General features: G+C 49.1%; 11 protein-coding genes and 5 tRNA genes. 15 read left to right on the forward strand and 1 reads right to left on the reverse strand.

Features of this window, described 5'->3' with window-relative positions:
• The first annotated feature begins 299 nt into the window (after positions 1-299).
• Complete coding sequence (locus tag B036_RS0115690) at positions 300-3854, forward strand: hypothetical protein (RefSeq protein ID WP_020569685.1); 3555 nt, start codon at positions 300-302, stop codon at positions 3852-3854.
• 131 nt (positions 3855-3985) lie between these two features.
• Here the strand turns inward: B036_RS0115690 and ftcD are convergent, their stop codons facing one another.
• Complete coding sequence (gene ftcD, locus B036_RS29620; RefSeq protein WP_020569686.1) at positions 3986-4975, reverse strand: glutamate formimidoyltransferase; 990 nt, start codon at positions 4973-4975, stop codon at positions 3986-3988.
• Positions 4976-5295: 320 nt separating this feature from the next.
• Here ftcD and B036_RS0115700 point away from each other — a divergent pair, with 320 nt between their 5' ends.
• From B036_RS0115700 to rplL, 14 genes are all read left to right on the forward strand, one after another.
• Complete coding sequence (locus B036_RS0115700; protein WP_020569688.1) at positions 5296-6363, forward strand: tetratricopeptide repeat protein; 1068 nt, start codon at positions 5296-5298, stop codon at positions 6361-6363.
• Positions 6364-6601: 238 nt separating this feature from the next.
• Positions 6602-7522 (forward strand): tyrosine-type recombinase/integrase, encoded by a 921-nt coding sequence (locus B036_RS0115705; RefSeq protein ID WP_020569689.1) that lies wholly within the window; start codon positions 6602-6604, stop codon positions 7520-7522.
• A gap of 193 nt (positions 7523-7715) precedes the next feature.
• Positions 7716-7789 (forward strand) — tRNA-Thr (locus tag B036_RS0115710).
• A 47-nt stretch (positions 7790-7836) separates the two neighbouring features.
• Positions 7837-7918, forward strand: a tRNA-Tyr gene (locus B036_RS0115715).
• Between the two features lie 81 nt (positions 7919-7999).
• Positions 8000-8075, forward strand: a tRNA-Gly gene (locus tag B036_RS0115720).
• 48 nt (positions 8076-8123) lie between these two features.
• Positions 8124-8195: transfer RNA gene (locus B036_RS0115725), tRNA-Thr, on the forward strand.
• 179 nt (positions 8196-8374) lie between these two features.
• Entirely contained in the window at positions 8375-9568 is a 1194-nt protein-coding gene (tuf, locus tag B036_RS0115730) for an elongation factor Tu (RefSeq protein WP_020569690.1), read from the forward strand.
• Positions 9569-9854: 286 nt separating this feature from the next.
• Positions 9855-9927, forward strand: a tRNA-Trp gene (locus tag B036_RS0115735).
• An 86-nt stretch (positions 9928-10013) separates the two neighbouring features.
• On the forward strand, positions 10014-10205 hold the full coding sequence (gene secE / locus B036_RS0115740; protein ID WP_020569691.1) for a preprotein translocase subunit SecE: 192 nt from the start codon (positions 10014-10016) through the stop codon (positions 10203-10205).
• 13 nt (positions 10206-10218) lie between these two features.
• The gene (gene nusG / locus B036_RS0115745) at positions 10219-10764 is read left to right on the forward strand and encodes a transcription termination/antitermination protein NusG (protein WP_020569692.1); all 546 of its coding nucleotides are present in this window, start codon (positions 10219-10221) and stop codon (positions 10762-10764) included.
• A gap of 79 nt (positions 10765-10843) precedes the next feature.
• On the forward strand, positions 10844-11290 hold the full coding sequence (rplK, locus tag B036_RS0115750) for a 50S ribosomal protein L11 (RefSeq protein WP_020569693.1): 447 nt from the start codon (positions 10844-10846) through the stop codon (positions 11288-11290).
• A gap of 171 nt (positions 11291-11461) precedes the next feature.
• The gene (rplA, locus tag B036_RS0115755; protein ID WP_020569694.1) at positions 11462-12154 is read left to right on the forward strand and encodes a 50S ribosomal protein L1; all 693 of its coding nucleotides are present in this window, start codon (positions 11462-11464) and stop codon (positions 12152-12154) included.
• A gap of 22 nt (positions 12155-12176) precedes the next feature.
• Entirely contained in the window at positions 12177-12707 is a 531-nt protein-coding gene (gene rplJ, locus B036_RS0115760; RefSeq protein ID WP_020569695.1) for a 50S ribosomal protein L10, read from the forward strand.
• 148 nt (positions 12708-12855) lie between these two features.
• On the forward strand, positions 12856-13233 hold the full coding sequence (gene rplL, locus B036_RS0115765) for a 50S ribosomal protein L7/L12 (RefSeq protein WP_020569696.1): 378 nt from the start codon (positions 12856-12858) through the stop codon (positions 13231-13233).
• Positions 13234-13239 lie beyond the last annotated feature (6 nt).

Genomic DNA, 13239 nt, shown 5'->3' on the forward strand with positions numbered 1-13239 from the left:
TTCGCCGAGTGAGCGGTGCATAGATGACTAAAAGCCTACCCTCGGCGGACAAGCCAGGTCATTCCACCCCTCTTTGAGGGTGCCTTTAGCAGCAGGCACTTATTGTTTGTCTCGCCAATTTGTACACGGAATACTCCGCTGAATAGCGTATTTCCCCGCTAAGCCGATGAAAAGGTAGGTTAATCACCTAAATAAATTTGTCTGGTAGTAATTATCATTTATTTTGAGCGAATACTTTGGGTAGTAACTGAGGCTTATCACTATTTCTTTCCTGCCTTGACACTTGAAAATCAAATAACATGAAAAAATCAGGTCTATTAAGACTTGCACGCATTGCAGCGGCGCTGGTCTTTTATCTATTACCGATTGGCCCGGCCAATTCCCTCTCTGGTCAGTCCCTCTTTGATCTTGCTGTCGAACTGGATAGCCTTTATGATCGACTTGAAGAAGCAGATGCTACTGCGGCTGAACCGTTTTTTGCCGCATTAAGAAAGGCTGGCAAATTAGCCCCAGATGTTTCTGCCGTTGATATAAAGCAGTCATTATTAGAAAATGAGTTGCTACATCCTAAAGTAGAGTTAGCATTTAATCAACTTAAACTTTTTAATGATATAAAACAAGATTCTATTGAAGCATTGGAATCAAAGCAAGATACCCTCATTATTAAGGCCATACAATCAATAAAGAGTTGCATGTGCCCAGATAGTAGTTTAGGTGAGGATTTTCGTCAGGCGATTGCAATTCGAGGAATACCATTCCGAAATGGTATCGAAATATTGATTTTACTTATTGAGGATGAGAAATCGCCAATGAAGGACGCTGAGCTCAAAAGGAAATTACGTCAAGTACAAGGACAATACAATTTAATTGCTATTAGGTTACGCTGGTTAAAATCTGCAGATTCTACCCAATTTGTCACCGGTGAAGAGGCCTTAGATTTCTTACGTGGTGTGGCCGGTAAAAACGATGGAATAAACTATCCTATCATTATTAATAACCAAAGTGGTGGACTGGGCCAATCGGCGATTATTGATGGTGCGGCTAAATGGATTGCTGATCGACTACGCCAGGAATTGAGTATCGCTTTTTTTGATCGGTTTGAACGCTGGGCTGAAACACAGAACCTAAGCATGCTTTTTCCCAATACGCTTGCTGTTCTCAAGTCCTCGGCTACTACAGATTATTCACTAATGATGGATGTTTATAAAGGAGCTTTTACGAAAGACCTGGATCACCTCACTTTTAATGTGCCCGGATTTCTGGAAAAGGAACTCCTTAACACCCAACGAAGTAGCGAGTTGGTTGAGGATATAGCTAAGAAACAATTATGGATAGATTCGCTTGTTTTTTTCCAGGGTCAAGACAAAGCATATATAGGGACGTTGCATTCTCTTATAGGTTCTAATTCTAATTCTTCAAATGCAAAAGACAAGCGTCTTAGGCGGAGTGCTTATTCATCAATGGATTGGTCTAAACGTTGGATAGTTGATGTTGAAGGCCCTAAGGGTAGATTGGAGCAGCATATTGAAGATCATAAGCGGTACCTTCATAAGGAGAATATGGTCCGCTACCTAAAGTTTTCGTTGCAGGCCGTCAATCAACTTCGAGATGGTGAGCATCCGGCAACATTGTTGAAGTCTCTTTATACGAGCGCAGATGAATTGTTCCCCAATAACCAGAATCTGGAAGCTATTATATTATTACTTAGTGAAATTTCTGAAAGCCTGATTGCTACAGACTTAAACCATAATACCGCTTGGAGAGGCAAAAAGGCGATTAACCATTTGTCCTCTGATATTCAATTTCGTAACATATTCTTCGGATTACTCGGCTTTCGAATTGATAACATTCTTCAGAGAGAAGTTCAGAACTCAACAGATCAGATAAATTTAATGGCCTACCAGTCAGATCAGGATAGCTTAACCAACATGATTAAGGCGGAACAGGCTGGTTTTAATGAATTTTATAATTTTGCTTGGAACGCCTTTGGAAGAGGCATCAATAATGGGTGGAATACTTTTAGTTTTTGGGATGATACCCTGGGTGATTATTATAGCTTTAGTCTCGTGGGTAGTCGTAAAGAAATTAACCAAAATTATGGAGTTTTACTGCAAGCTATGATGTTAGATCGGAAGCTTAAGGAGTATTGCAAGCGTAGAGCTCTACTAATAGATAATACCCGAGCTGGTATTAACCGTATTGAACGCATCGATAGTTTGTATCAGGTTTCAACTACAAATACAGATGGATCCAGAGATCTAACTTACATGCTAAGGCAAAACGCTAACCTCGATGATTTTTTTGTTCGGGGAAATGTGGGGCTTAGCTACATTACTTACGATTGGGAAAAAGGACGATCATTCGACTCAATAAGGAAACAATATTTCATAGACTTCAGCCAAGCAATTTATTCTTTAACTAATACTTTAAATCCCGAGAAAGAATTGGAGATTGTCCGGACCGAAGTTGATAGTATTATTGCTAATTTATTAAAAGAACAGTCCGATTTGCATGAGTACGTGCGGGATAATAAGATTAGTCCACAAGGATTTAAACAGAAATATCGCAAATTTTATTATCAAAACACAATAAGGGTCGATAGCCTTCGCTTGGTCCATGCGCTGGCCGCGAAAGACAAGGTCTTCCTTAGGTTGAACCATCGTCAGCACTCCTTGAAAGAACAGCAAGACTTCCTTCAGAACCTAATCCTATCTCCCGAACAGCAACCCAGGTTCAGCAGACTTTTTAGCAAATTCGTTCAATATACCGACAAGATAGATCGGATCAATACCCAGCTTAAAGAGCTACGAGCTCCGGGAAAAGGTGGTGTTGGTAACGAGGAGTTTATTTACTTAATTAAGAATTCGTTGGACATTTTGGACCTCATCTTCGAGCAAATCGTAGATGGCGATAACGAACATCTGGAGGGAATCCGCTTCGCAACCGACAACTTACTAGATGCCTACATTGAAGGCCTCAACGAAAACTACCACGGAGTGGTGATGAACATCATTCCCGTAGTGCAGCGCATGGTGGAGGACAAATACGATAAACTCATCAGTCCATTGGAGAATGCAGCGCGAGCAACCCTTACCGAAGAGCAGATCCGTTTAGGAATTTTGCCGCGTAGTGATGAGCTGGATTCGCTTCGGTTGTTGCGCGATGATAAACTCCGGAAAATGAACGAAATCTTCAAGTATTGCACATTCGTCGCGGCAATTGCGGAGAGTAAGGATTCAGATCAGGTCAAGAAAGCCATCAACGCCATTGCGCTGCCCGTCGGGAGCTACAGCATCAAACGGAGAGCCTACCGTAACATCAGCCTCAATGCTTACCCCGGAATAACCGGAGGGCTGGAACGGGTAAAGAATGGAGATGTCTCTGAGTGGGCACCAAACGTTGGGTTCACCGCGCCTATCGGCATCGGCATCAATTGGGGATACCGTGGTAAGAAAAATCAGGACAAATATTTACGCAGCGAACGGTACCGAAACCGCTGGAAAAAAGCAGAAATGGGTATTGATGGTCGAGCTTTTACCGGCCACTCCGGTTCCGTTTTCTTTTCTATTTTCGACATTGGGGCACTGGTGTTGTTTCGACTGGAGGACGCCACTGAATCATTACCCCAGGATGTCAAGTTTCGCCAGGTGCTATCCCCGGGCGTAAGCTACGTACACGGCTTTCGGGACGTGCCTATTTCTCTAATGACCGGAGTTCAGCTCACACCCGGCCTACGAACCGTAGGGGAGGATGATAAGGCCAACTCTTTACGTCTTAACCTGTCATTGGTTGTTGACTTGCCGATCGCGAATTTTCACACACGCCGTCGACCACGCCAGGGAGGTAGGAATTGATACACGTGGTTATCATTGATCGAGGCTCAGATTACTCAGGTTAACGCAGATTATGGAACGTAGCATCTGTGTTAATCAGCGTAATCAGCCCAAATCTGCGATTCGAAGCGTTGCACCGGAGAAATCAACAATCAAGTATCACCAATCAACAATCGTGCTTCCAACACTCGCTCCCGCCAATCAAAAGGTGCCAGGTCTGCTAATCCAAGTACTGAAACCGCCGCCTCTAATTCCTCCTCCCGCCCCCCCCCAAAGCAAAAAGACTTCCCCGCCCGCCGCAGGTGTTTTTCCGGGATAAGGCCGATGAGTTCGGACCCGGTGACTTTGGCGCCCAGGGTCTTGGCGAGGCTTGTGGCCGTGAGGTAGACTTTCGCTAAATCAGTAGCGTCGGCATCAACGACGTTGCAACTGATCTGGCAACGACCAAATTCGGGGATGTACCAGCCAATGGCCTTCAGGCCGGGAAATAGGCCAGGTTGGCCCTTACTGCCGGAGCCGCGCAGCCTCTCCGCAAGTTGTTTAGCGATGGAGACCGGGACGCCCCCGGCAAGGTTGATGTTCCAGGCAATGAGGAACGGACGGGCGCCCAGTACGGTGGCTCCGAAGGTTGGGTTCAGCGCAGGCCCGTAGTCCGGCAGCCAGTCCGGGTCGGCGCTGCGCGCCGCCAGGCCTTCATACTCTCCCTTGCGGATGGCCGCAAGGTTAGTCCGGTGTGCTACCGAAGCACTTTTCTCGTAGAGAAAAACGGGGATACCCAGCTCTGCTCCTAAAAACGCTCCCAGCACCTGCGTCCGCGCCACCAACTCCTCCATCGTAACGCCCCGGATCGGGACGAAAGGACAAACATCCACCGCCCCAATGCGTGGATGCTCCCCCGTATGCTGTCGCATATCAATCCGCTCCGCCGCAACCTTATATATATGTTGTGCGGCGGTGAACACGGCCTCGGTCTCCCCGGCAAAAGTGAAGACCGTCCGGTGTGCGCCCGCCCCCGTGTCCTGGTGCAATAACTTGCATCCTGGAACCTGCGAGATGGCCTCCGCCAGGGCCATCAATACGTCTGCGTCCCGCCCTTCGGACACGTTAACGATGCATTCTACCAATGGGCTTACTTCCGGCATAGTACTTTTGCGTTTCTAAACGTTAATTTCTCGCAAAGCTACCTGCTTGTGCGGACTTCCAGCATCTAAGTGAAAACTTTGTCCGGCCGTCTGCCGAATGCTTTTTGGGCCTGACGCAGTCGGACAAAAAGTTCGTCAGCCGGCTCTAGCCCCAGTTAATCCTTCTCCGCCAAATGAATTGTCTTTCCCACCCTTCTTCATCCCTTGCCTTACCAAAGGTGAGCAAGCGCAGCGCCGCGAACGGTACTTGCGGTAGCTCAACCGCATATCGCATATCGCATATCGCATATCGCATATCCTCTCTTTTCCCTTTGACAAAGGTGAGCAAGCGCAGCGCCGCGAACGGCAAAAGCGTTAGCTCAATCCCTTGTCCCTTATCCTCCCGTCTCCCTTTCCTCCTTTTCCCTTTCTTCCTTTTTCTTGTCTCATGTGGGAATGACAAGGCCCCCACGGAAGAGCTCCCCGCCGTAGTAGACAATACGGACCCCGGTGTAGCCAAACTTACCGAAGCCATCCGCGCCGATCCGGAGAACGCCGATCTGTACACCCAGCGAGCCACGATGCAATACGATAAGCAGAATTACGATGCTGCCATTGTTGATATGGTGACCGCGCTTCAGCTGGACAGTACCAACATCGAATATCACTACAACCTGGCTGATGTTTACCTCGACTATTATCGCAGTCGCCTCGCCCTGCGCACCCTGCAGCGAGCTGCGTCGCTTGACCCCGATAACGTGGAGACACAACTGCGGCTGGCCGAAACCCAGTTAACCCTGAAACAGTACGATGGTGCCCTGGAAGCCCTCAACGAAGTGACGCGCATCGATCCCCGAAACCCGGATGCTTACCTGCTGCTGAGCCAGACATTCCTGGAAACGGGAGATACCGCGCGGGCCATTAAATCGGCAGAAGAAGCCACCGAGATTGATCCCGACATGACGGATGCGTTCATTACCCTGGGCCAATTACTATTTGCCAAAGGCCTGCCCCGCGCCGAGCAGTACTTTGATGCCGCGGTAGCAATTGATCCGGAGGATGCCTATGCGCTCCACGCCAAGGCAGATTTTCTGCGCGACAGCGAGCGGTTACCCGAGGCCATCGCCACCTACCAGGCGGCGAGTATGGCCGACCGGCAGTATGTCGCCGGTCACTTCAACGCCGGTTTATTGTTCCTCGAACTGGACAGCATCCAGCGCGGCGTCATCGAATTTGATCTGGTCATCAAAAACGATCCAATTCACATCCGGGCTTATGCCTACCGGGCTTACGCCAAAGAAGTACTGGGCGAAACCGCCGCCGCCTGCAAGGATTACGATATGGCGCTCCGTTTTTCTCCCGATTACCAGTTTGCGCTGGATGGGTACGCTCGGTCGGGGTGTGAGTAGGCGTGCGTTGCAGGTTGCAGTGTCACTGCGCTCCGGTTACAGTAGTGATGTCTGATACCTGATCGCCGGATACTGAACCCTGAGTACTGGATACTGAACCCTGAAACCTGAATTCTTCTTTGGGCGAGGCCGCAGGTGCAGAAATTGGCTGTAAAAGCAAAGTTTTCCCGCGGTTCCCCTTCTTTGTTCTGGGAAAACCGGATATTCCGACAACTTGACAACCCGATAACTTGACAACGTGAAAAACCTGACCCTTCAATTCCTGGCCCACCTAACCCACCAGCGCCGCGTCAGTGAGCATACGGTGACGGCTTACAGAACGGACCTGGCACAATTTGCCCGGTTTTGCGCGGAGGAGTTTGAAGTAAATACTACTACCGGGGTGACCCGGGACATGGTAAAAGCCTGGTTGGCCGGGTTGATGTCGGCCGGACTGGCGCCGGCCAGCATCCGCCGAAAGCTATCTGGGTTAAAAGCTTTTTATGCTTATCTGCAGTCACGCGGCTTGCAAAGTGAGAATCCTACGATAAGGATTCCTACCCCGAAGTTAGGCCGTCGGTTACCTGCCTCCGTGGCAGCCAAGGACATCAAGCGACTCTTTGCCGCCTTCCCTGACCCGATGACCAATACGGACTTCGGCCTGCTGCGTGATCACCTGATGCTCGGGCTGCTCTATCAATGTGGTATGCGCCGGGCCGAGCTCATCGGCCTCAACGAAGTGGATGTCGATATGGACCACCGACGGCTGACACTGCAGGGGAAGGGGAACAAGCAACGGTTGGTCCCCTTCGGCCCCTCGCTCACCGAATTGCTGGAGTGCTACGGCCAGCTAAAGCAGCAAACTTTCCCGGAGGCAGAGACGACCGCGCTGATATTGACAGATCGTGGCAATCGGCTTTACCCTAAATACCTCTATAATAAGGTGGTGGAATACCTGGGCGCTTTCAGTACCGAAGAGAAAAAAAGTCCGCACGTATTACGTCACACATTTGCAACACACCTCCTGGAACAAGGGGCTGACCTTAATGCCGTGAAGGAGTTATTGGGGCACGCAAATCTCGCCGCAACCCAACTCTACACCCATAATAACATTAAACGGCTGCAAGACATTTACCGGCAGGCCCATCCGGAAGGAGAAGAGAAAAAGAAAAAGAAGTAGTTTTTGCTGCCTTTTGTGCAGCGAAACCGCCTGTTTTGTGGGGAAACGGCGGGAGAAACAAAAAGAATTTTCCCGCAACTAAAAAATAAGTTGGTAGTGTTTTGTCAATTGTAAGAAAGAACTTACCTTTGCAATCGCTTTTGGAAAACGACCAGAAGTTGCTTTGAAATTACGGTACAGATTACCAGTTTAAGCCGATATAGCTCAGTCTGGTAGAGCAGCTGATTTGTAATCAGCTGGTCGGCGGTTCGAATCCGTCTATCGGCTCAATTCTAACGGTCTTGCCGTTGAGCGGTAATCTGAAGAATTTCACCGGGGGTGCGCTACAGTTGGAGAGGTAGGTTGGACTGTAAATCCAATGTTTCGGCTGAGTAGGTTCGAATCCTACCACCCCCACACTATTCAGAGTTTAGAAATCAGAGATCAGTATTCAGGTTCGCCTGAAATCTGATCTCTGAAATCTGAATTCTTACCAACGCGGAAGTAGCTCAGTTGGTAGAGCATCAGCCTTCCAAGCTGAGGGTCGCGGGTTCGAGCCTCGTCTTCCGCTCCAAGTAAAAGGGTCACAACGGTGATCTTTCTTTTTGAAAAATCACCATTTGCCGACGTAGCTCAGGGGTAGAGCACTTCCATGGTAAGGAAGGGGTCGTGAGTTCAAATCTCACCGTTGGCTCAAGTCTGAGTAAAAAGACTTGAAGCTGGGCGTACCCCTTTAGTTCACTTTTCGTGACGCTTCATCTCCTTACAGGCAAAAATCAAACTCTTCGGGCTTCCACCGGAGAAGGGGCGGCCGGGGTGCGGTTCGCACCCATGTCCTAACTAGTTTTTTAATCCCCTAAATACTTACCAGTAATGGCTAAGGAAACATTCCAAAGAACAAAGCCGCACGTTAACATCGGCACCATCGGTCACGTTGACCATGGTAAGACAACCCTGACGGCTGCAATCAGCACCGTTCTCGCTAAGACCTCTGGTGGCGAAGTAAAGGATTACTCCTCTATTGACTCCGCTCCTGAAGAAAAAGAGCGTGGTATCACGATTAACACTGCTCACGTTGAGTACGAAACCGAGAACCGTCACTACGCACACGTTGACTGCCCCGGCCACGCTGACTACGTAAAGAACATGGTAACTGGTGCCGCCCAGATGGACGGTGCTATCCTTGTAGTAGCCGCAACTGATGGCCCCATGCCTCAGACCCGTGAGCACATCCTTCTGGCTCGCCAGGTAGGTGTACCTGCTATCGTTGTATTCATGAACAAGGCTGACCTTGTTGATGACGAAGAAATGCTCGAGCTCGTAGAAATGGAAGTTCGTGAACTTCTTTCTTCTTACGATTACGACGGCGACAACGCAAGCATCATCATCGGTTCTGCCCTCAAAGGCCTCGAAGGAGACCCAGAAGGCGAACAGCAGATCCTCGACCTTATGGCCGCAGTTGATGCTGAAATCCCCGAGCCAGAACGTTTGGTCGACCTTCCATTCCTGATGCCAGTAGAGGACGTGTTCTCTATCACTGGTCGTGGTACCGTAGCTACGGGCCGTATCGAGCGTGGTATCGTTAACGTAGGTGACGCCGTTGAAATCATCGGTATGCAGGAGCCTGGTAAGAAACTGACCTCCACCATTACTGGTGTAGAAATGTTCCGCAAGCTCCTTGACCGTGGTGAAGCTGGTGATAACGCCGGTATGCTTCTCCGTGGTATTGACAAAGAGGCCATCAAGCGTGGTATGGTAATCTGTAAGCCAGGTTCCGTAAAGCCGCACACCAAGTTTAAGTGTGAGGTTTACGTTCTGTCTAAAGATGAAGGTGGTCGTCACACACCATTCTTCAACGGCTACCGTCCACAGTTCTACTTCCGTACCACGGACGTAACTGGTGATGTACACCTCCCTGAGAACGTTGAAATGGTAATGCCCGGTGATAATGTTACCCTTACGGTAACCCTCCTCGCTGAGATTGCCATGGAGAAAGGTCTCCGCTTCGCTATCCGCGAAGGTGGCCGTACCGTTGGTGCTGGTCAGGTTACTGAAATCCTCGATTAATAGCTCCTTGGGCACCCCGCCCTCTGACTATTAAGATGACTATTGTGAAAGTTAAGTGCCTGATTGTTGGCACTTAACTTTCACTTTCTTAGGAATTGTGTACTTTTGCAGCCGCTTAGCTACACAACAAGTAAAATCCTGAATGCAGGATTTCAATAATTTGGCGCCTAATTCAAGTTTTTTTGCAGGTAGAGCACTGGTCTCCAACCTCCGAAGGAAGCCACGAAGTGCAACCAGGGGCTGATCCCTAAACTTTGAACGCAAGGTTTAAANATCAAAAATATACACGGGCGTAGCTCAATTGGTAGAGCACTGGTCTCCAAAACCAGGGGCTGGGAGTTCGAGTCTCTCCGCCCGTGCAACGAAGTAAAGTTCTGATATAACAGGTGAGCCTGAAAACTGGCATACTTATTGTAGTCATTACTTTAAATCAAATAATTTAACAATGGACAAAATAGGACTATACCTGCGGGAAAGCTATAACGAGCTGGTGCACAACGTGACCTGGCCTAGCTACTCCTCTCTGCAGACTAACACCATTCTGGTGCTGATCGGATCCGCAATTTTTGCGTTTACAATCATGGCCATGGACGTTGTCTGGAAAAACCTCGTGAGTTTCATTTACGACTTAGGTTAACCGACACTTTATAATGGCAGTAACAAAATGGTACTCACTCCGCGTCATCAGCGGTAAGGAGAAAAAAATCAAGGAGCGCATCGAAAAGGAGATCGCCATGAATGGTTGGGAAAACCATATCATGAAGATCGTTGTGCCTACCGAAAAGGTCTACAAGATCCGCGGTGGTAAAAAGGTGATTTCTGACCGGAACATCCTTCCCGGATACATCCTGGTAGAAGCTGATCCCTACGCACTTAACGGTGAAGTACTTGATACCGTTACTGGTCTGCCTAATGTGATTCACTTCCTCGGAAAGAGCGAGCCTATTGCGATGCGGGATTCTGAAGCTAATCGCCTTTTAGGTAAGGTTGATGAAAGCTTGGAAGCCGGCGATACTATGATCGAACCTTTCATCGAAGGAGAGACCGTAAAGATTATCGACGGTCCGTTCAACGAATTTGTTGGCGATATCCAGGAAGTAAACGAAGAGAAAAAGAAATTGAAAGTAATCGTCAAAATTTTTGGTCGTGGCACCGAGGTTGAACTCAACTTCATGCAGGTCGAAAAGCAGGCGTAACCCAAGAATAAAACAATTCCAAACGTCGGAGAATGCCGGGATCAACCGTTGTTCGTCTGCACGACACAAATAAGCTATCATGGCTAAGGAAGTAGAAGTACAAATCAAACTACAGGTTCGCGGTGGCGGTGCTAATCCAGCTCCTCCCGTAGGCCCCGCACTCGGTGCGAAAGGTGTAAACATCATGGAATTCTGTAAGCGCTTCAACGCGCAAACGCAGGACCAGCAGGGCAAAGTCCTTCCGGTAATCATTTCCGTTTACAAAGACAAGTCGTTTGACTTTGTCATCAAGACTCCACCTGCAGCTATCCAGTTGCTGGAAGCAGCTAAGATTAAGTCTGGCTCTAAGGAATCTAACCGGATCAAAGTTGCCAAAGTAAGCTGGGATCAGGTCCGCGCCATTGCTGAAAGCAAAATGGTTGACCTCAACTGTTTCACCGTTGAAAGCGGCATGAAGATGGTTGCCGGTACGGCTCGCTCTATGGGGATCACCATTGTAGGTGGCCAGTCTCCATACGACGCGTAAGCACTTTTATCCGGCGCGAACGCTGGTGCAAGGTCAGAAACCAGAAGCGAGGAAACTAGCTGACTGGTTTTCTAACTCCTTAGTTCTTATTCGCGCCTCCAAGCACAAATTTTCTCGTAGGGAGCACGTCCGTTTGTGGCGTGCGTCATTCACCTCAAACATCATTTTATTATGGCTAAACTTAGCAAAGCGCGGAAAGCCGCCGAAGGTAAGGTCGACGCCGAAAAGCAGTACGCACTCAACGAGGCCATGGCCCTCGTTAAGCAAGTAAATACTGCTAAATTCGACGCCTCTGTTGACGTACACGTACGTCTCGGAATCGACCCCCGTAAAGCTGACCAGGCGCTACGTGGTACCGTTACCCTGCCTCACGGCACCGGTAAGGTCAAGCGTGTTCTGGCATTTGTAACCCCAGACAAGGAACAGGAAGCCCTCGACGCTGGTGCCGATTTCGTCGGTCTCGACGACATGGTCGCCAAAGTAACTGAGGGTTGGACCGACTTCGACGTTGTTGTGGCAATGCCACAAACGATGGCCAAAGTAGGTCGTCTCGGTCGGGTACTCGGTCCTCGTGGCCTGATGCCTAATCCCAAAACCGGTACGGTAACTATGGATGTAGCTACGGCTATTTCTGACGTAAAGGGTGGTAAAATTGCCTTCCGCGTAGACAAATTCGGTATCATTCACTCCAGCATTGGCCGGGTAGGTTTCTCACCTGAGCAACTACTGGATAACGCAAATGAACTCCTTGGCACCCTGGTTCGCATGAAGCCTTCCAGTGCAAAAGGAATCTACATGAAGTCGGTTGTCGTAGCTTCTACGATGAGCCCCGGCATCAAGGTCGATCCGAAAACCATTGCTTAACCGTCCCTCAAACTAACTTACCATGACTAAGACAGATAAAGCGGCGGCTATCGAACAGCTCAAAGAGCGCTTCGAGAACAATGAGTTCTTCTACATTGCCGACGCCTCGACCCTATCGGCCGAGAAAACCACCGAACTACGCGGAAAATTCTTTGAAAAAGGAATCTCCATGCAGGTCGTAAAGAATACCCTGGCCCGTAAGGCCTTGGAGCAAATGCCGGAAGAAGGCAACTACGCAGCCGTTTTCGACGCGCTGAAAGGCCCTACCGCATTGCTCTTTACTGAGGTAGCTAACGCTCCCGCCAAAGTCATCAAGGAATTCCGTGGTGCAGATGGTGAACGTCCTATCCTCAAGGCTGCCTACATTGCTACAGCAGTCTACTCCGGTGACGATCAGCTTAACGCACTTGCTAAGCTTAAGTCTCGCGAAGAAATGCTTGCCGATGTCCTTACCCTTCTCCAGAGCCCAATGCAGAACCTGCTTGGTGCGCTCAACAGCGGAGGCAGCAAGGTGGCTGGCATTCTTAAAACGCTCGAAGAGCGGGAGGCATAAAACGCCTCGGTCTATTGGTCATTTGGTCTATTGGGCCGTGTAACAACGCCCCAATAGACCAATAGCCCCAGCAGACCAAATTAACCAATTTGGCTTCCAAGCTGATATACGCGATCTACTCGTAAATCACTATTAAATACTTTTTATTATGGCAGATGTAAAATCAATCGCCGAATCGCTCGTAAACCTAACCATTAAGGAGGTGACTGAGCTCGTAACTATCATGAAGGACGAGTATGGCATCGAGCCTGCTGCTGCCGCTGTCGCCGTTGCCGGTGCTGCCGGAGGTGGTGGAGAAGAAGCCGCTGCTGCTAAGACCGACTTCGACATCGAACTGCAATCTGCCGGTGGCAGCAAGCTGAAGGTGGTGAAGGAAGTTAAGACACTGCTCGGTCTCGGACTGAAGGAAGCGAAAGAACTTGTTGACGGTGCTCCAACCGTAATCAAGTCAGGCGTAGCCAAGGACGAAGCCGAAACCATCAAAGCCGCTCTCGAAGAGGCTGGTGCTACGGTTGAACTGAAGTAATTCAGT

It is taken from the genome of Neolewinella persica DSM 23188, assembly GCF_000373105.1.
Taxonomy (GTDB): domain Bacteria; phylum Bacteroidota; class Bacteroidia; order Chitinophagales; family Saprospiraceae; genus Neolewinella; species Neolewinella persica.